This window comes from Paenibacillus puerhi (assembly GCF_009846885.1).
GTDB classification, from domain to species: Bacteria; Bacillota; Bacilli; order Paenibacillales; family NBRC-103111; genus Paenibacillus_G; species Paenibacillus_G puerhi.
The window spans coordinates 1-19184 of the sequence record NZ_WUWM01000045.1; the positions used below are offsets into that span (position 1 = coordinate 1).

General features: G+C 55.1%; 18 protein-coding genes and 8 tRNA genes. All 26 read left to right on the forward strand.

All coding sequences use genetic code 11. The features are described 5' to 3' along the window. The first annotated feature begins 153 nt into the window (after positions 1-153). The 26 genes from GSF01_RS26945 (at position 154) to trxB (ending at position 18923) form a co-directional block, all read left to right on the forward strand. A tRNA-Ser gene (locus tag GSF01_RS26945) sits at positions 154-241 on the forward strand. A gap of 16 nt (positions 242-257) precedes the next feature. Further along, positions 258-334: transfer RNA gene (locus GSF01_RS26950), tRNA-Met, on the forward strand. A 33-nt stretch (positions 335-367) separates the two neighbouring features. Beyond that, positions 368-443 (forward strand) — tRNA-Val (locus GSF01_RS26955). An 11-nt stretch (positions 444-454) separates the two neighbouring features. Beyond that, positions 455-530, forward strand: a tRNA-Thr gene (locus GSF01_RS26960). An 8-nt stretch (positions 531-538) separates the two neighbouring features. Continuing rightward, positions 539-615 (forward strand) — tRNA-Asp (locus GSF01_RS26965). 73 nt (positions 616-688) lie between these two features. Then, positions 689-764 (forward strand) — tRNA-Phe (locus GSF01_RS26970). 9 nt (positions 765-773) lie between these two features. Further along, positions 774-859 (forward strand) — tRNA-Tyr (locus GSF01_RS26975). A gap of 9 nt (positions 860-868) precedes the next feature. After that, positions 869-944, forward strand: a tRNA-Lys gene (locus tag GSF01_RS26980). Between the two features lie 469 nt (positions 945-1413). Then, complete coding sequence (locus GSF01_RS26985; protein ID WP_159888364.1) at positions 1414-2529, forward strand: PucR family transcriptional regulator; 1116 nt, start codon at positions 1414-1416, stop codon at positions 2527-2529. Positions 2530-2620: 91 nt separating this feature from the next. Continuing rightward, the gene (locus GSF01_RS26990; RefSeq protein WP_159888365.1) at positions 2621-3745 is read left to right on the forward strand and encodes an ABC transporter ATP-binding protein; all 1125 of its coding nucleotides are present in this window, start codon (positions 2621-2623) and stop codon (positions 3743-3745) included. Between the two features lie 158 nt (positions 3746-3903). Then, the gene (hprK, locus tag GSF01_RS26995) at positions 3904-4845 is read left to right on the forward strand and encodes an HPr(Ser) kinase/phosphatase (RefSeq protein ID WP_159888366.1); all 942 of its coding nucleotides are present in this window, start codon (positions 3904-3906) and stop codon (positions 4843-4845) included. A 36-nt stretch (positions 4846-4881) separates the two neighbouring features. Beyond that, the gene (lgt, locus tag GSF01_RS27000; protein ID WP_159888367.1) at positions 4882-5913 is read left to right on the forward strand and encodes a prolipoprotein diacylglyceryl transferase; all 1032 of its coding nucleotides are present in this window, start codon (positions 4882-4884) and stop codon (positions 5911-5913) included. 113 nt (positions 5914-6026) lie between these two features. Further along, a complete protein-coding gene (gene ppaX / locus GSF01_RS27005) occupies positions 6027-6716 on the forward strand; it encodes a pyrophosphatase PpaX (RefSeq protein ID WP_159888368.1) in 690 nt (229 codons plus the stop codon). After that, a complete protein-coding gene (locus GSF01_RS27010; protein ID WP_159888369.1) occupies positions 6679-7200 on the forward strand; it encodes an acyltransferase in 522 nt (173 codons plus the stop codon). The genes ppaX and GSF01_RS27010 overlap by 38 nt, the downstream gene beginning before the upstream one ends. A gap of 211 nt (positions 7201-7411) precedes the next feature. Further along, entirely contained in the window at positions 7412-8614 is a 1203-nt protein-coding gene (locus GSF01_RS27015; RefSeq protein WP_159888370.1) for an ATP phosphoribosyltransferase regulatory subunit, read from the forward strand. 14 nt (positions 8615-8628) lie between these two features. Further along, positions 8629-9273 carry an ATP phosphoribosyltransferase gene (gene hisG / locus GSF01_RS27020; RefSeq protein ID WP_159888371.1) on the forward strand — a complete coding sequence of 215 codons (645 nt, stop codon included), beginning with the start codon at positions 8629-8631 and terminating at the stop codon, positions 9271-9273. Between the two features lie 35 nt (positions 9274-9308). Continuing rightward, entirely contained in the window at positions 9309-10598 is a 1290-nt protein-coding gene (gene hisD, locus GSF01_RS27025; protein WP_159888372.1) for a histidinol dehydrogenase, read from the forward strand. After that, complete coding sequence (gene hisB, locus GSF01_RS27030; protein ID WP_201305495.1) at positions 10591-11196, forward strand: imidazoleglycerol-phosphate dehydratase HisB; 606 nt, start codon at positions 10591-10593, stop codon at positions 11194-11196. The genes hisD and hisB overlap by 8 nt, the downstream gene beginning before the upstream one ends. Positions 11197-11198: 2 nt before the next feature. Beyond that, positions 11199-11816 (forward strand): imidazole glycerol phosphate synthase subunit HisH, encoded by a 618-nt coding sequence (gene hisH / locus GSF01_RS27035; RefSeq protein ID WP_159888374.1) that lies wholly within the window; start codon positions 11199-11201, stop codon positions 11814-11816. 29 nt (positions 11817-11845) lie between these two features. Further along, positions 11846-12574 carry a 1-(5-phosphoribosyl)-5-[(5-phosphoribosylamino)methylideneamino]imidazole-4-carboxamide isomerase gene (gene hisA / locus GSF01_RS27040; protein WP_159888375.1) on the forward strand — a complete coding sequence of 243 codons (729 nt, stop codon included), beginning with the start codon at positions 11846-11848 and terminating at the stop codon, positions 12572-12574. A 56-nt stretch (positions 12575-12630) separates the two neighbouring features. Next, entirely contained in the window at positions 12631-13389 is a 759-nt protein-coding gene (gene hisF, locus GSF01_RS27045; protein WP_159888376.1) for an imidazole glycerol phosphate synthase subunit HisF, read from the forward strand. Next, positions 13386-14093 carry a bifunctional phosphoribosyl-AMP cyclohydrolase/phosphoribosyl-ATP diphosphatase HisIE gene (gene hisIE, locus GSF01_RS27050; protein WP_159888377.1) on the forward strand — a complete coding sequence of 236 codons (708 nt, stop codon included), beginning with the start codon at positions 13386-13388 and terminating at the stop codon, positions 14091-14093. The genes hisF and hisIE overlap by 4 nt, the downstream gene beginning before the upstream one ends. A 12-nt stretch (positions 14094-14105) precedes the next feature. Beyond that, complete coding sequence (gene hisJ / locus GSF01_RS27055; protein ID WP_159888378.1) at positions 14106-14933, forward strand: histidinol-phosphatase HisJ; 828 nt, start codon at positions 14106-14108, stop codon at positions 14931-14933. Positions 14934-15040: 107 nt separating this feature from the next. Continuing rightward, on the forward strand, positions 15041-15991 hold the full coding sequence (locus tag GSF01_RS27060; protein ID WP_159888379.1) for a ribose-phosphate diphosphokinase: 951 nt from the start codon (positions 15041-15043) through the stop codon (positions 15989-15991). 194 nt (positions 15992-16185) lie between these two features. After that, positions 16186-17934: a tetratricopeptide repeat protein gene (locus tag GSF01_RS27065; protein ID WP_159888380.1), complete on the forward strand. Its 1749-nt coding sequence runs from the start codon at positions 16186-16188 to the stop codon at positions 17932-17934. Between the two features lie 41 nt (positions 17935-17975). Beyond that, positions 17976-18923: a thioredoxin-disulfide reductase gene (gene trxB / locus GSF01_RS27070; RefSeq protein WP_159888381.1), complete on the forward strand. Its 948-nt coding sequence runs from the start codon at positions 17976-17978 to the stop codon at positions 18921-18923. Positions 18924-19184: the final 261 nt, after the last annotated feature.

Sequence of the window (19184 nt, forward strand, 5' to 3'; positions counted from 1 at the left end):
GCGGCAACGCGTGTAGCTGACGAATACTAATCGGTCGAGGGCTTATCCAATAGGTTTACGAAGTATACCACTTCGTAAGCGACAAGCTAACAGCATTCAGCATGCTTAGTTTCGCATCCAGTTTTCAGGGCACAAGCTCTGATGATATAGCTTGGAGAGATACCCAAGTGGCTCAAGGGGACCCTCTGCTAAGGGGTTAGACTGCGCAAGTGGTGCGAGGGTTCGAATCCCTCTCTCTCCGTTCTTCTTTTATTTGTGGCGGCGTAGCTCAGCTGGCTAGAGCGTACGGTTCATACCCGTAAGGTCGGGGGTTCGATCCCCTCTGCCGCTACCATTTCCTTACTTCCTATAGTATACTTCTAAATATGGAGGCTTAGCTCAGCTGGGAGAGCATCTGCCTTACAAGCAGAGGGTCGGCGGTTCGATCCCGTCAGCCTCCACCATAACTACATATGCCGCTGTAGCTCAACTGGTAGAGCAACTGACTTGTAATCAGTAGGTTGGGGGTTCAAGTCCTCTCGGCGGCACCATTTCATGAGGAGCCGTGGTGTAGAGGCCTAACATGCCTGCCTGTCACGCAGGAGACCGCGGGTTCGAATCCCGTCGGCTCCGCCATGAATACTTCCTGTGTAAACGGGATGAGAACCCTTGGGTTCGCCGGAGCTTTCGCTTCGTAGTTTATACATACGGCTCGGTAGCTCAGTCGGTAGAGCAGAGGACTGAAAATCCTCGTGTCGGCGGTTCGATTCCGTCCCGAGCCACCATAGTAATACGGAGGCTTAGCGAAGTGGCCAAACGCAGCAGACTGTAAATCTGTTCTCTGACGAGTTCGGTGGTTCGAATCCATCAGCCTCCACCATTCTAGTATGAGCCATTAGCTCAGTTGGTAGAGCACCTGACTTTTAATCAGGGTGTCGTAGGTTCGAGTCCTACATGGCTCACCACTCATATGGAATCATCGAAGTCCTTCTCTCCGGAGAAGGGCTTTTTTAGTGTGCTTGCGCAGAAGCACGCAGCCTCAAGCTGCTAGAAGCCAACCGGCCCATATCCTATTCATGAATAGGTTGGCAGTAAAAAACGAATGGAGGCAATTTTTGCGGCGTGCGTTGGTGGGAGATGGGATGATGATTCATACTTATGGTGAAGGCGGAGTTAAATTCAGTACAATCGAGAGCGGCTGGTGGGCCGACCACTACGTGACCGCCCGGCGTGTCATTAAGTAGACGGCAGTCAATAGAGATGACCGTAAGCAGGAAGGGGAGCGCAGGCTCCCTTTTTTTTGATGGATGTAGGGTTTATGCTACAATATATTCAGGAAGCGCAATACTCGGCATGTCAATAGAGAGAAGATTGCGGCAGGCTTCAACGAAAGGCTACATAGGTCGGCTGCAGACAAGGAGAGGGAGCCTCGGGATGGATTGGGAACTCGTACGACAGCAGATGGAGGACGTATTGGGCGTCGCCGTCATCAGTGCAAAACGGCCTGCGGAGGAATGGGCGAGGCTTGTGAAGGAGCAGGGAGCCACGACAGGGCCCGCTGCTTCCGTTGTAAGGGATGGCGACTTCGTCTACGTCCCGGTTCAGAAGGTAGGGCAGGACATTCTGCTGCTGCAGCTGCCGGCAGCCGGAATATCCGACAGAGAGCAGGCCTTGATCGGCCTGATGCTGGACACCCGCCGAATGCAGGACAGCAAGTCTACAGCGCCAAGCGGCGAAGAGGAACGCAAGGCGTCCTTAATTCGCGAATGGTTCAAGGGCCAGCAGGAGCTAGGTTATATTCAGGCGGAACTGCCCGATTCGCTCGTATCGCAGCTATCGTTGTATTCGACCAAAATTCCCCTGCTCGTATACGTCGATCAGACCACGTCGCGGCGGGTCCATTATACCGATCTCAAGAAGCTGCTGGAGTCGTTTTTCGACGCATCGATTACTTTGATTCCACTTACGGACAAGGAATGGCTGGTGCTGGGTCCCGAGAAAATACTAGCCATGGATGGAGGCGAGGACCGGACCGATACGTCCGAAGAGTCCTTGGAGGACCGGCTGGCCACGCTAGGGTACGGACTTCATGAGATGCTCGAGAACGAATGGGTCGGCGAATGCCACCTGGCGGTCCATTATCCGATACTGCCCGCTAAGTCGCTGTACTCGGCGATCCTGCAGCTGCGCGAGACTATTATGCTGGGCCGCACGTACCATATCGGCAGCAATATGCATTTGCCCTGGGAGCTCCAGCTGGAGAAGCTCGTTCATCTGATTCCGGACAGTGAAAAAGCCGGATTTCTCGAGCGTGTGCTGAAGCGTCTGGATCTGGCCTTCGATTCGGAGACGATGACGACCTTGGATCATTTTTTTCAACTGGATTGCAATGTCAGCGAGACAGCCAAAAAGCTGTACATCCACCGCAATACCTTGTTGTACAGACTGGACAAGTTCAAGCAGGAGACAGGGCTCGATGTAAGGACGTTCAATCACGCGGTGCTTGTGAAGATTGCCATGCTATTGTATAAAGTAACGAAAAGAAAGTGATTTTTTTGTGAAGATTGTGCATAGTCATATTTGGGGCTGGTAGGGTATGATTTAAACATATTCAGATACCATCTCGTAGGGGGAATTAATCATGGCAGGTGTACGTTTGAACCACATCGTTAAAAAATATCCGGGTGCAACGGAATCAACGGTTAAAGACTTCCACTTGGACATCAAGGACAAAGAGTTTCTGGTACTCGTTGGGGCTTCCGGCTGTGGGAAATCGACGACACTTCGTATGATTGCTGGCCTTGAGGAAATTACGGAAGGCGAACTGTACATCGGCGACCGCCTGGTGAACGACGTTGCTCCGAAAGACCGCGATATCGCGATGGTGTTCCAGTCTTACGCTTTGTATCCGCACATGAACGTCTATCAAAACATGGCTTTCGGTTTGAAGCTTCGCAAGTTCAAGAAAGCCGACATCGAAGCCCGCGTTCGTGAAGCTGCGAAAATTCTGGACATCGAGCATCTCCTCGACCGCAAGCCTAAAGCACTTTCCGGCGGTCAGCGTCAACGTGTTGCCTTGGGTCGTGCTATCGTTCGTGAACCGCAAGTGTTCCTGATGGATGAGCCGCTCTCCAACTTGGACGCCAAACTCCGCGTACAGATGCGCGCTGAGATCACGAAGCTCGTTAAGCGTCTTGAAACAACGACTGTCTATGTAACGCATGACCAAACAGAAGCAATGACGATGGGCGATCGTATCGTCGTTATGGATAAAGGTATCATCCAACAGGCAGCTACGCCTGAAGAAATTTATAACTTCCCGGTTAACATGTTCGTTGCAGGCTTCATCGGATCTCCATCCATGAACTTTATCAACGGCAGCTTCGCAGAGCAAGGCGGCAGCCTTTACTTCCGCGCTTCCGGCGTGAACCTTCAAATTCCAGAAGGCAAAGCGAAAATTCTTCGCGATAAAGGCTATGCTAACAAAGAAGTTATTCTCGGCGTACGTCCGGAAGATCTTCATGAAGAAGCTATCTTCATCGAAGCATCCCCGAACTCGGTTGTGAATGCGCACATCGAAGTTTCCGAGAACCTCGGTCACGAGATGCAAGTTCACTTGGCCGGTCTTGGCACGAACAACATCGTTGCCCGTGTCGACGGTCGTGCAGGCTTCCACGAAGGTCAAACTGTTAAGCTTGCTATCGATATGAATAAAGTTCACTTCTTCGATAAAGAAACGACAGCGTCCATCTTGCTGAACGCTTAATCGAATCGATCATAGAAACCAGCCCACTCCAGGCTGGTTTTTCTGTTTTTTGGACGGAAGAGGCCTTCAAGTCAGAATGAGGAGATAGGGGCGGCGGTTGATTTATGCGCCAGATTCCTTTACGATGAGCATAATGGGATAAAAAGGAGACGAACCACTTGGGTAAAAAAGTCAGAGTAGCGGACATGGTGAAAGAGTTCCAGCTTGAAGTCATTTGCGGCGAAGAAGGCTTGAAGCGGCCGATTACAACCGCCGACCTTTACAGGCCCGGGCTGGAGATGGCGGGATATTACGAATTTCATCCGCATGATCGGGTGCAGATACTCGGCAAGACGGAGTTGACTTTTTTCGAGGGATTGACTCCCGAGTTTCGTACGGAGCGAATGAATTGGCTTTGTGCGCCTCAAGAGACGCCTTGCATCATTATAAGCCGCGGCTTCGAGGCGCCGATTGAGCTGCTGCATGCCGCTAACGAGCATCAAGTAGCGGTGCTTCGTACGCACATGGCGACCACGATCCTTGCCAGCCGTCTGACCAACTTTCTGGAGAATCGTTTGGCTCCTTCGACGACGATCCATGGCGTATTGGTCGATGTCTATGGCATCGGCATGCTCATATCCGGCTCGAGCGGGATCGGGAAAAGCGAGACGGCACTCGAACTGGTAAAGCGAGGCCATCGATTGATCGCCGACGACGCCGTAGAAATCCGCCAGACCGCTGATCATACGCTGATCGGAAATGCGCCTGAGCTAATCCGGTATTTGCTGGAGATCCGAGGGATCGGTATCATCAACGTGATGACGTTGTTCGGAGCAGGGGCTGTCCGGACGGCCAAGAAAATTTCCGTGGTGTGCAAGCTGGAGAACTGGCAGCAGGATAAGCAATATGATCGGCTCGGTCTGGATGAAGAGACCACGCGTATTATCGATACCGACATTCCACTGGTTACGGTTCCGGTGCGTCCTGGACGCAACCTGGCGGTTATCATCGAGGTAGCGGCAATGAACTATCGGTTAAAACGGATGGGTTACAACGCGGCGCTTCAATTTACGAATAAATTGACGGAATCGTTGAACGACGATATGGATGATTTGGAATAGAAGTAGAAGTTTCGAGATAAGGGAGACGAAAAGCGTATGTTTCTTGCTCTGAACCCAATTGCATTTACACTCGGGCCGATCAGTGTGCATTGGTACGGTATCATTCTAGGAACCGCTGCTCTGGTGGGGCTGTTTCTAGCCATCCAGGAGGGCAAGCGATTCAGTATTCCTTCCGACTTTTTTATGGACCTGCTGCTGATCGGGGTACCGTCTGCCATCGTCGGAGCGAGAATTTACTATGTAGCGTTCAAGTGGGAAGATTACAAAAATAATTGGGTCGATATTTTTAAAATTTGGAACGGCGGAATAGCGATCTATGGCGCTTTGATCGGCGCGATCATCGCGGCCGCCATCTATGTACGGCGCAAAGGATATTCATTCTGGCGGATTGCCGATATTTGCGCCCCGGGCTTAATCGTAGGGCAGGCGATCGGCCGGTGGGGGAATTTTGTGAATCAGGAAGCCCACGGGGGTCCTGTGACGGAGTCGTTCCTCCGGGATAATCTGCATCTGCCGAATTTCATCGTGGAACAAATGCTGATTAACGGTCAGTACTACCATCCGACGTTTTTGTATGAATCACTGTGGAACCTGGCAGGTCTTGTTCTGCTGTTCGCCCTGCGCAGACTGCCATTTATGCGGGCGGGCGAGCTGTTTTTAAGCTACTTTATCTGGTATTCGATCGGCCGGTTTTTCATCGAGGCCTTCCGTACGGACAGCCTGGACTTTACGGGACCGCAATGGCTCGCATCCTTGATGCAGGGGCTTTGGTCGCCGATGAGCGCGCTTGGGTTTGAGCAAGGCGAAATGACCTATGGAGGCACTGTACGAATTTCTCAGCTGCTGGCATTATTGATCATCTTGGCAGCGATCGTGCTGATCGTTGTGAGGAGGAAGACGGGGGCATCTGCGGAACGGTATGCCGACCCGATCGTGAGGGCCGGGGGTACAGCGATTCCGGCTGATGCGTCGGCTGGCGAAACGACGCCTATCGCTGACCGCTCAGAGCCGGCAACCGCAACCGAAGAACCGAAGAAGACGGAACGGGATGAAAGCTCCCTCGGGTAATCGGGAATCGTGAGGGTCGCCAGAAGCGCCGACGGTCCGATGAAGAACGAGTGAGCCTGAACAGCATACAGAGAGAGCCGGTAACCGGCCGAGCGAAGAAGGAGTGTTAGGCGATGATCCGTACTGTATTATTTGACCTGGATGGAACCATACTCGATACGAATGAGCTCATTATCCAGTCGTTTATCCATACTTTTACAGGCGTAACGCCGGAGCCGGTAACCCGTGAGCATATCATCCCGAACATGGGACGCCCGCTGTTGGAGCAAATGATGTATTTCTCCGGGCGCGATCAGGTCGAGGATCTGGTGCTTAAGTACCGAGCATACAATATAGGACGCCATGATGAACTGGTGACCGTGTTCCCTCACGTACCCGAAACGCTGGCAAGGTTAAAGGCAGCGGGCATCAAGCTGGGGGTTGTCACCAGCAAAATACGCTTGACGACGGAAATGGGACTTAAGCTGACGGGTATATATGACTACTTCGATGTTATCGTCACGGTGGATGAGGTGGAGCGGCCGAAGCCCGATCCGGAAGGAATAATTAAGGCGCTTCAGCTGATCGGCGAGGACACGGCCGGCGCCATGATGGTAGGCGACAGCCATTATGATCTTGAGGCTGCGCGGGGCGCGGGCATTCCTTCGGTCGGCGTGTCTTGGTCGCTGAAGGGAATTGACTATTTAAGGGCCTACGATCCCACTTATATCATTCAGGACATACGCGAATTATTGCCGATCGTCGGCGTTGAAGGAGTAATCGAGCTTGAGACAGACGGAACGGTTTCCGGTGAAAGGGCCTAATTCTTTATGGCAGGTATACAGCACGATTAGCCGCTGGAAGGCGGTTCGTAATTTTGTATGCATCCAGATCTCCAGGTATGCGCCCTCCCTTCCCCTCAAGCGGTGGATTTACCGCCGTATGCTGGGGATGAAGGTGGGGGAGCATGCTTCTTTTGCCTTGATGGTGATGGTGGACGTATTTTTCCCTGAGAAAATCGAGGTCGGCGATAATACGATTATAGGCTACAATACGACGATTCTTACGCACGAATACTTGATCAAGGAGTACCGGCTAGGCCAAGTAAGGATTGGTTCGCATGTGATGATCGGGGCTAATACGACGATCCTGCCCGGGGTAACGATCGGCGATCATGCCGTTGTAGCGGCGGGCTCGATCGTGCATAAAGATGTGGCTCCATACAGCTTTGTCGGAGGAAATCCGCTCCGGGTGATCCGGGAGGATGTCAGAGAGAATACGGATGGGTTCAGGGGCGAAAGCCCTTGATTTCTCTGGTGGAGAATAAGGTGAGCAGCGCCCGGAATGTCTCGAAATCTTACGATTGAACGAGATTCCTTAAGACTGCAGAACCACGGGCAGTACCATTGACGGAGGGAAAAATCCGTGGTAGTATTACGAATACATTCTTTATTTGGGTAGTATGGTAGCACATTAGCGAACTAAAGTAAAATTTATAACGATAGCAGGGTGAAAACCGGTGTCCAAACCGAAGGTGTTTGAAAAGCCGATAGGCGTGAAAGATTATTTACCCGAAGCGGCTGCCAAGCTGCGCAGCATCGAGCTGAAGGTTATGCAATGCATGGAGCGCTGGGGCTACCGAGAGATTATTACGCCTACGCTGGAGTACTATGATACGGTCGGCATGGCGAGCTCGACGGAAGACAAGAAGCTGTTTAAGCTGCTGGATCGCAATGGCACGACGCTTGTGCTTCGCTCCGACATGACGGCGCCGATCGCCAGGGTCGTGTCTTCGCTGCTTAGGGAGCATCGGTTCCCGCTTCGCTTGTCGTATCATGCCAATGTGTTCCGGGCGATAGAAGCGGAAGCGGGCCGCGATGCGGAGTTTTTCCAGGCAGGCGTGGAGCTGGTGGGGGATGCATCGAGTGAATCCGATGCTGAGGTCATCGCGCTGGCGGTGGCTTGCTTGCAGGCTGCAGGCGTCGAGGCGTTCAAAATCGCTGTCGGTCATGTCGGATTCCTGAACGGATTGTTTCAGGAGACGCTGCAGGACCGCCAGGAGGCCCAGACGCAGCTCAAGGACTGTCTGCTGAACCGGGACTATGTCGGTTACCGGGAGACGCTCAAGGCGCTGGAGCTGCCAGGCTCTGTGCAGGAGGAGCTGGAAGGCATCCTTCGTCTGCGTGGCGGGCAGGAGGTCTGCAGCCAGGCGCGTCAGCTGACGGGCGATCCTGTGGCTCAGGCGGCGATCGAGCATTTATGCCAGGTATGGGATGTGCTTGAGGCATATGGCGTCAGCGAGCATGTGTTGATCGATCTGACGATGATCGGAGATTTCTCCTATTATACGGGAATGACGTTCGAAGGCTATGCGGCCGATCTCGGCTTCCCGGTCTGCAGCGGAGGCCGGTACGATAATCTGCTGACGCAGTTCGGCAGGCCTGCCCCGGCGACAGGCTTTGCCCTGAAAACGAACCGTATTCTCGAAGTCGTCGGCAGGGGCGTTGCCCAGGAGACGGAGAGCCGAGTGCTGATCGTTTACACGGCGGCAAACCGCAAGTCGGCGCTAGCGGAGGCGGGGGCTTTGCGAGCCGAAGGTCACGCTGCCGTCGAGACGCTGCTTGTGGCGGATGACCGGGGATACGAACAGACGGAGCAAGCCGACGGTTCGGTTATCGTTCGCGACGTCGTCTATCGAAGCGTGATTGAGTTTGTGAAGTAAAGGAGCGGCGAACGATGCAGGAGTTATTGAAAGTGGCAATGCCCAAGGGGCGCATATATAAGCAGGCCTCCAGGCTGTTCCGCGAAGCGGGATTGACGATACCGGATGAAACGGATGAGTCGCGCAAGCTGATTATTGCCGTTCCGGAGGCCAATATGGAATTTATTATGGCGAAGCCGGTCGACGTCCCTACCTATGTAGAGTATGGCGTAGCGGATATCGGTGTCGTCGGCAAGGATGTCCTGATGGAGGAAAACCGCGACGTTTACGAGCTGCTTGATCTTGGCATTGCTCGCTGCCGGATGTCCGTAATCGGACTTCCGGACTGGAAGCCCGTGCTGAACCCGCGCGTTGCGACCAAGTACCCGAATGTGGCCTCGCAGTACTTCCGGGAGCGGGGCCAGCAGGTTGAGGTCATCAAGCTGAACGGATCGATCGAGCTGGCTCCTCTGATCGGCTTGGCTGACCGGATAGTCGACATGGTAGAGACAGGCGGTACGATTCGGGAGAATGGACTGGCTGAGCATGAGACCATCTTCTCCATCACGAGCCGACTGATTGCCAACCGGGTCAGCTACCGGATGAAAAATGATGCGATCCAGGCGCTGTGCGACCGGCTGCAGCCCGTCATTGCGTCTGCGGCCGCGGCCAAGCGATAGGACCAGGTCCAATATTTAGGAAGGAGGCTCCCGCTATGAAACTGATTCCGGCATCTGAGTTTTCGTTAAAGCGCGAAGTCGAATACGGCTCGCCGGAGCAAAATGAGCGTGTCCGCCGCATTATTGAGGAAGTCCGGCAGCATGGGGACGATGCGCTTCGCCGCTTCGCCCAGGAGTTCGACCGTGTCGAGCTGCAGGAGTTGCGTGTCACGGACAGCGAGATTGAGGAGGCTTACCGCAAGGTCGATAACGAGTTTCTTGAGGCGATCCGCGAGGCTTCGGTCAATATCCGCCGTTTTCATGAAAAGCAGCTGCGCGCATCCTGGATGGATATGCAGCCCGACGGTACGATACTCGGCCAAGTCATGCGGCCGCTGCGCCGGGTAGGGCTGTATGTGCCGGGCGGCAAGGCGGCATACCCGTCTTCCGTGCTGATGAATGCGATCCCCGCTCAGGTTGCAGGCGTACCCGAGATCGTCATGGTTACGCCGCCTGCGACGGCTGGGGTGGAAGGCATCGACCCGCATATTCTGGTAGCGGCTGCCGAAGCAGGCGTGCGCGAGATCTACCGGGTAGGCGGCGCTCAGGCGGTAGCTGCGCTTGCTTACGGGACGGAATCGATCGCGCCGGCCGATAAGGTCGTCGGACCGGGCAACATCTACGTCGCGCTCGCCAAGCGCTACGTGTTCGGCGTTGTGGATATCGACAGCATCGCAGGCCCTAGCGAGATTGTGGTGCTCGCCGATGAGTCGGCGGATGCTTCGTACATCGCGGCCGATCTGTTGTCGCAGGCGGAGCATGATGAGATGGCGTCGGCTATTCTCGTCACGCCGTCGGAGGAGCTGGCTCAGGCCGTGAAGACAGAGGTGGAGCGCCAGCTGGCCGTGCTGCCGCGGCGCGAGATTGCCGAGCAGTCGATCCGCGATAACGGCGCGATTCTGACCGTCTCCAGCCTGGAGGAAGGCGTAGAGGTCGTGAACCGTCTGGCGCCTGAGCATCTGGAGATTCTGGTGCAGGAGCCGTTTGCTTACATCGGCAAAATCGAGAATGCGGGGGCTATTTTCCTGGGTCCATACAGCTCGGAGCCGGTCGGCGATTATTTCGCCGGTCCGAATCATGTGCTGCCGACCAATGGAACCGCGCGTTTTTCGTCGCCACTGAATGTGGATCATTTTATGAAAAAATCGAGCGTTATTTATTACAGCAAGGAAGCGCTGCTGCGCGACGGCGGCAAAATTATGTCGCTTGCCCGTCATGAAGGGTTGGAGGCGCACGCGCGCGCAATCGAAATTCGTTTGCAGAAAGAAGGGGACTCTCGTGGCTGAACAGGAACAAAGAGTGCGCCGGGCGGAAGTGGCGCGCAAGACGAATGAAACCGATATTCGATTGGCTTTTGAAGTGGATGGTACTGGGGTGTCCGAGATTGAGTCGGACGTGCCGTTCCTCAACCATATGCTGGATCTGTTCACCAAGCACGGCCAGTTCAATCTGAAGGTGGATGCGCGGGGAGATGTGGAGATCGACGACCATCATACGGTCGAGGATATCGGCATCTGTCTCGGTCAGACGCTGCGCGAAGCGCTGGGCGATAAGCGGGGCATCAAGCGGTATGCCAGCGTATTCGTGCCGATGGACGAGGCGCTTGCCCAGGTCATTATTGACATCAGCAACCGGCCTCATCTGGAATACCGGGCGGAGTATCCTTCGGCTACGGTAGGCAGCTTGACGACGGAGCTCGTGCATGAGTTTCTGTGGAAATTCGCATTGGAAGCGCGGATTACGCTGCATGTCATCGTTCACTACGGTCATAACACGCATCACATGATCGAGGCGGTGTTCAAGGCGCTCGGACGCGCGCTTGACGAGGCGACCAGCATCGATCCTCGCGTACAGGGCGTGCCGTCGACCAAGGGGGTCCTCTAGCCATGATCGCCATCATCGATTACGGCATGGGCAATCTGCACAGCGTCAAATCGGCGGTGGAGCGTCTCGGATATGAGGCGCTGATCACGTCCGATGAGCGCGAGCTGTTCGAGGCGGACGGCGCGATCCTGCCGGGCGTCGGCGCGTTCGGAGATGCGATGGAGCATCTGCGTGCGTCGAAGCTCGATGAGGCGACCAAGGCTTATGCGGCTGGCGGCAAGCCGCTGCTTGGCATTTGTCTGGGCATGCAGCTGCTCTTTACGCGCAGCGAGGAGCATGGCTTGAACGACGGCTTGAACCTGCTTCCGGGGGAGGCCGTACGTTTTCAGGGTGAGTATAAAGTGCCTCATATGGGCTGGAACAAGCTGACCTTTCATCAGGAAAGTCCCTTGTTCCAAGGTGTGGAGGAAGGGCATGTTTACTTCGTCCATTCTTATCACGTACGGCCGGAGCAAACAAGTGATCTGCTCGCGACGACCGGCTATCATCAGCGCGTCACGGCCATCGTCGGCCGCGGCCATATATACGGCATGCAGTTCCATCCCGAGAAAAGCGGCAGCGTGGGCATGCAGCTGCTGAACAACTTTCTGGGTCTGTGCGAAACCAAACAAAGGGGTTAAGAGCCCCGAGCAGCGGAGGAATAGAAATCATGTCTTCATTCATTATTTACCCCGCCATCGACATTCGGGGCGGCAAGTGCGTTCGTCTGATTCAAGGCGACTATAACCAGGAAACGGTATACAATGAGAACCCGCTAGAGGTTGCCAAGGCTTGGGAAGCTCAGGGCGGCAAATGGATCCATCTGGTCGATCTGGATGGGGCCAAGGCGGGCAAGCCGGTCAATGACAAGCTGATCGGCGAGATCGCTCAGGCTGTGAGCGTTCCTGTACAGGTCGGCGGCGGTATCCGTACGGAAGCTGACGTCGATTACCTGCTGTCGCTGGGCGTGTCGCGCCTTATCCTTGGGACGGCGGCTATCGAGGATCGCGCCTTCGTCAGCCGGGTGCTGCAGAAGCACGGCGAGAAGATCGCGATCGGACTGGATGCGCGCGACGGGTATGTCGCAACGCGCGGCTGGCTGGAGACCTCGTCGGTTAAGGCCGACGAGCTGGCCGTCGAGCTGGCGCGCGAAGGAGCCCGCACCTTCATTTTCACGGATATATCCCGTGACGGAATGATGGGCGGACCGAATGTGGAAGCGATCGTCCAGCTGGCGAAGGTATCGGGCCAGACCGTCATCGCTTCGGGAGGCGTCAGCCGGTACGAGGATTTGCAGAAGCTTGCGGAGCATGCGGAGGAAGGCGTAGGCGGGGCTATCGTCGGCAAGGCGCTGTATACCGGCAGCATTCAGCTCGCAGAGGCTCACACGCTCGTCTAGAGGCCTTGGGCTCTAAGCATGAGCAAGCGACTCGAACTATAGAAAGGGGTACAGCGATGCTGACCAAACGAATAATACCTTGCCTCGACGTGAAGGACGGCCGGGTCGTGAAAGGCGTGAATTTCGTCAATCTGCGCGATGCGGGCGATCCGGTGGAGCTAGCTTCCTTGTATGATCGCGAGGGCGCCGACGAGCTGGTGTTCCTCGATATCTCCGCCACGCATGAAGGGCGGGCTACCATGGTCGAGGTGGTCCAGAAGACGGCCGGACAGATTACGATTCCGTTTACCGTCGGCGGTGGAATCGGCAGTGTGGACGACATGAAGCGGCTGCTGCGTGCAGGCGCGGACAAGATCGGGATCAATACGGCGGCTGTGCGCAATCCGCAGCTCATTTCGGACGGAGCCCGCAAGTTCGGGTCGCAGTGCATCGTAGTGGCCGTGGACGCGCGGTTTAACCCGGAATGGGGCGAGTGGGAAGTGGTAACCCATGGCGGTCGCAACGGCACCGGGATCAAGACGCTGGAATGGGTTAAGGAAATTGAGCGCCTTGGCGGTGGAGAAATCTTACTGACCAGCATGGATGCGGACGGGACGAAGGACGGCTTCGACATCGCGCTCACCAAAGCGGTATCGGAGCTGGTGACGATTCCGGTCATCGCTTCCGGCGGCGCGGGCAAGAAGGAGCATTTCTATGAGGTGTTCACCGAGGCTAAGGCGGATGCGGGGCTGGCTGCGACCGTTTTCCACTATAAGGAAATGACGATCCAAGAGGTCAAGGATGACCTGAAGGCAAAGGGAGTGGAAGTACGATGAGCGACAATAACGGTGCGGCAGCAAGCTTGGAAGAACTCGTGAAGGCGATCAAATGGGACTCGCAAGGCCTGGTTCCGGCTATCGTGCAGGATGCCGCCAGCAAGGAAGTGCTGATGCTGGCCTATATGAACGGTGAAAGCCTTGGCAAGACGCTGGAGTCGGGAGAAACCTGGTTCTGGAGCCGGTCGCGCAGCGAGCTGTGGCATAAAGGGGCGACGAGCGGACATATTCAGAAGGTTCGCTCGCTTCGCTATGACTGCGATGGCGATACCTTGCTGGTATTGGTCGATCAAGCCGGGCCGGCCTGTCATACAGGCAGCTACAGCTGCTTCACGGGCGAAGTGGGGCTTGGCGCGTTGTCGGCTGCCGAGGGGGCAGGCGATGGCGTCCTCGAAGCCAAGGGCGGAGCAGACCGCTTCGCGATTCTGAATACGCTGGAAGCTACGATCGCTCAGCGCGACGCGGAACGTCCCGAGGGAGCTTATACGACTTATCTCTTCGAGAAGGGCGTCGACAAAATCCTTAAGAAGGTCGGCGAGGAATCGGCAGAGGTCATCATCGCGGCCAAAAATCGCGACCCGGTCGAGCTGCGCTGCGAAGCAAGCGACCTGATCTTCCACCTGATGGTGCTGCTGCGGGAGCAAAAGCTGCCGCTGGATCATGTGCTGCAGGAGCTGGATCACCGTCATAATAAAAAGAAATAGGAGCTTACAACTATGCGCATCGATTATCACACGCATCATGTGCGTTGCGGTCATGCGTCGGGGGAGCTCGAGGAGTATGTAAAGAAGGGCATTGAGATCGGATTGGTCCAGCTGGGCCTGTCCGATCACATGCCCTTGCTCCATGTGGACCCCGCGACGTATTTGCCCGGTATGGCTATGCCGATGGAGGAATTGCCGAAGTATGTCGAAGAAGCGTTCCGCCTGCAAGAGAAATACAAGGACCGCATCGACATTCGCGTCGGTCTGGAAGGCGACTATATCGAAGGGTACGAGAGCGAGATCGAGCGGATTGTTCGCGCTTATCCTTGGGATTATGTGATCGGTTCGGTTCATTTTCTCGGGGAGTGGGATATTACCGATTACAGGCAGACCGACGGATGGAAGGATCGCGACGCCTATGAGGTATACCGTCAATACTATGATGCGGTAGCCAAGGCCTGCAGGACCGGGTTCTACGACTATATCGGCCATATCGATGTGATCAAGCGGTTCGGCTTTAAGCCGGAGCGGAGCGTCGAGCATCTGGAGAGGGAAGTGCTGGAAGCGGTGAAGGCCGCAGACCTTGCGATCGAGTTGAACGCGTCGGGGCTGCGCATGCCGGTCGAAGAGATGTTCCCCAGCCGCCGGATGCTGGAGTATGCGCTGGAGCTGGGGATTCCGGTTACCGTCGGCTCCGATGCTCATCAGCCGGAGAGGCTCGGTCAATATGTGGACGAGGCAGTCGCCTTGTTGAAAAATGTCGGTTTTAACGATTTAGCCACATTTAAAGGACGGAAACGAACAATGTTGCCTATTGGATTCGCGAATTTTGATGTATAATAAGTGAGGGTTATTCTAAAGTTTATGTTAATGTCAAAGGCAGCTCAGGATTACCGAATCGGAGTGCGTCAAACGAACCATGTACCAAGAAGAAAGCGGAGGTAACCATGTACAGCGACAAAATGAAAATCTTCTCGGGTTCGTCTAACCCGAAACTGGCGGAGCGCATCTGTGCGGAGCTCGAAGCGCCGCTGGGCAAAATTCAGCTTTCCCGATTCAAGAGTGGTGAAATTTACTGTCTCTACGAGGAAAGCATCCGCAACTGCGACGTTTTCCTCGTGCAAACGTTCTCTCATCCGATCAACGAGAACTTTATGGAGCTGCTCGTCATGATGGATGCAGCCAAACGTGCATCAGCGAGAACGATCAACCTTGTCGTTCCATACTATGGTTATTCCCGCCAAGAACGTAAAGCCGCGCCGAGGGAGCCGATCTCGGCTAAGCTCGTAGCCGACCTGCTGACCGCTGCAGGCGCCGATCGTGTCATTACGATCGATCTGCACGCTCCGGCGATCCAAGGCTTTTTCAACATCCCGGTGGATCATTTGACGGCACTGGATTTGGTTAGTGATTATATCAAAAGCTTGAACATTGTTAATCCGATCATCGTATCTCCGGATGCAGGACGCGCGACGACGGCGGAGAATCTCGCCAATATTCTGGACGCTCCGTTTGCCATGATGATCAAGAAGCGTCCGGCCCACAATGAATCCGTGATTACGCACGTTATCGGCGAGGTCGAAGGGCGCACGCCGATTATTATCGAGGATCTGATCGATACGGGAACGACTATCGTTAACGTTGTCGAAGGCTTGAAGGAACGCGGTGCTCATGACGCCTATGTATGTGCGACTCACCCGGTATTCTCGGGCCCTGCGCTGAAGCGTCTGGATCATCCGAACATCAAGGAAGTGGTCATTACGGATTCGATCGCCATACCGGAGGACTGCTCTTCGCGGTTCAAGGTGTTGTCCGTATCCCATCTGCTTGCCGACGCCATCAACATCATTCAGGCCGGCGGATCGCTAAGCTCCCTGTTCAAGTACGGCGGCGTGTAAACGGGCTTTCCGGCCCGATTATCCGCTTCGCCCAACTATTTACCACCGGAATCCGGCCCGCGAACCCTACGGTTTTGGGCCGGATTGTGTTATACTTAGGAATCATTAGGTTTCCGGAAAGCAAGAGACGATAGCTACCTACCTCGTATTCGGCAGTTATCTCTTCCGGACGGGTCACGGAGGTGCCTTATACCATGGAGAAGAAAAAACGTGTGCCGCCCCACACCAGAACCAATGTTATTTCGATGAAAATGGACGCCACGTTCTTTTTCGAGAAAGCCGTTCAATCGATGGACCGTTTTCACTACGATAAGGCATTGAAGTATTTTCGCCGGGCGGCCGAATATGAGCCGGAAAATCCGGTCAATCATTGCAATCTGGCAGGACTGCTGTCCGAAATGGGCAATTACGAGGAATCGAACCTTATCCTGCAGCATGTACTCGATCAGATCGATCCGTCGATGACGGAATGTTATTTTTATATGGCGAATAATTTTGCCAACATGGAAAACTATGAATCGGCGGAGACGGCCATCATCCGCTATCTCGAGAACGACCCGACCGGACAGTTTCTGGAGGAGTCGGAGGAGATGATGGAGCTGCTCCGCATCGAGCTGGACCGACCGACTAAGCTGACGACGATCAAGAGCCGGGAGGGCATGTTCGAGCATGACCGGGCGCGCAGCATGCTGGAGGAAGGGAAGTTTTCGGAAGCGGTGCGCATATTGGAGAGCCTCGTCCGCAAGCATCCCGACTTTATGGCAGCGCGCAATAATCTGGCACTGGCCTATTACTATATGGGCCACTTCGAACGATCGGTGCAGATGATTCGCGAGGTGCTGGAGCTGGAGCCGGGAAATCTTCATGCTCTCTGCAATCTGGCGATTTTCTATCAGCATTTCGGCGACAAGGAGAACCTGTCGGGCTTGCTGGAGATTTTGCGTAAAACGTACCCCTTCCATCAGGACCATGTGTTTAAGCTGGCGACAACGATGGGTATTTTAAGTGAACACGATAAAGCTTACCGCTTGTTTAAACGGCTGCTGAAGTCCGGGGACGCGGGGCTGGATCCATGCTTGTTCCATTACGCTGCCGTGGCTGCGTATAACACAGGCCGCAAGGTGGAAGCGGAGCGGCTGTGGCGGCAGACGGAGAAATTCGACCCCGGCTCGGAGATCCCGAGGTTTTACCTCAATCTGCTCTCGCGCGACCGGGAGGATGAGCCTAAGGCGCAGGTCAGCTACCACTATCATCTGCCCTTCGAGGAACAGTTCCGGGGCCTGGAGAAGATGGAGGGCGGCTTGCCGGACCATCTGAAGAAGGACCCATTGGTGCGGTCCTCTTTCTTCTGGGCGCTGCGTCACGGTGATATGGATACGAAGCTGCAGGTGATTCAGGCCTTCGGACTGATCGGCGACGATGAGGTCAGGGATGCGCTAACCGCGTTTATCCAGGAGCCGGAAGAAGACGACTATTTGAAGAAAATGGCGGTCTTCGTGCTTCGCAGCATGGGGGTTAAAGAGCCGCTGGCAGCCGTGCTGGAGGGCAAAGAGACGATGGTCGCTCCTTCGCCCCCATCTCCCAACCTGCCGGTATGGGAGCGCAAGTGGCAGTCCGTGATGGAGCTGGCGCTAGCCCAAATGGCCAAGCGATATGATATGGTTCAACAGTACGATTTGCAGACGCTTTGGGTAGAATACTTAACAAGGGTATTCCCTGCCGTACCCAAGCTTACGAAGCTGGAGGGCTGGGCAGCCGCGCTGGAATATTGGGTGGCCAAGATGCACCGCCGCCCGGTCAGCTTCCAGGAGACAGCGGAGCGGTATGGCGTGTCCGTGGTGACCGTCAGCAAAAATGCGAAGCTGATCGATGAGGCATGCGGCTTGCGAGAGAAAATGGATTCCATCTTCCGGAAGCTGCCGGGGCTGGATTCTCCATCATAAATGAGGTTGATGAACTGTCTGTTAGGGAGGAGATTTCGCATATGCATAAAGTAATCGTAATCGGTACAGGTCCTGCGGGGTTAACAGCGGCGATCTATCTGGCCCGCGCCAATCTGAATCCGCTCGTCATCGAAGGACCTGAGCCTGGAGGACAGCTGACGACGACAACCGAGGTAGAAAACTTCCCGGGATTTCCCGAAGGGATCATGGGTCCGGAATTGATGGCCAACATGCGCAAGCAGGCTGAACGCTTTGGCGCTCAGTTCAAGACCGGCTGGGTGAATAAAGTAGAGCTGTCCAAGCGCCCGTTCAAGCTTAATGTAGAGGGGCTCGGGGATATCGAGGCGGAATCGCTTATTATTTCGACCGGAGCGTCCGCAAAGCTGCTCGGCATCGAGAACGAGAAAGAAAGCATCGGGCGGGGCGTCAGCACCTGCGCGACCTGTGACGGCTTTTTCTTCCGCGGCAAGAAAATTATTGTAGTAGGCGGCGGCGACTCGGCCATGGAAGAAGCGAACTTCCTGACACGGTTCGCCAGCGAAGTAAAGCTGGTACACCGCCGGTCCGAGCTGCGCGCCTCGAAGATCATGCAGGACCGTGCCCGGGAGAACGAGAAGATCGCCTGGGGGCTGAATCGCACTCCGCTTGAGGTTATTGCCGGAGATAAAGGCGTGACCGGTCTGAAGGTGAAGAACAATGAGACGGGCGAAGAGGAGATTTTGGAAACTGACGGCATTTTCGTCGCGATCGGCCACAAACCGAACACCGATTTCCTTGAGGGTCAAATCGTAACGGATGAGGTAGGCTATATCCTGGTGAAGCCGGGAACCTCGCAAACGAATGTGGAAGGCGTATTCGCCTGCGGCGACGTACAGGACAGCAAGTACAGACAAGCGATAACGGCAGCGGGAAGCGGCTGCATGGCTGCGCTGGACTGCGAGAAGTTTCTGGATGGCCATATGGTTCATGACTGGAGCCAGTCTCTTTAATCGGCAAGCGGGTAAACGCGGGACACAAGCAGGTCCCGCGTTTTTCCCATGAGGCCGTCTTGACCTCCCGGCAGCGTTGCCTTATAGTTGGAACAGGAGCGCTTGCCGTTTCGACGCTCTCCTCGAGGGCGTGTTCGATACCGCATCGTAGAGGGTACACATGGAAGTTGATGGAATGACGCCTGTAATGCCTGATGGCTCTGCAGCGGCGTCGTCTTGGGCTGTGCAAATCACAGCCGTTTATTCATATAGGATTCAATA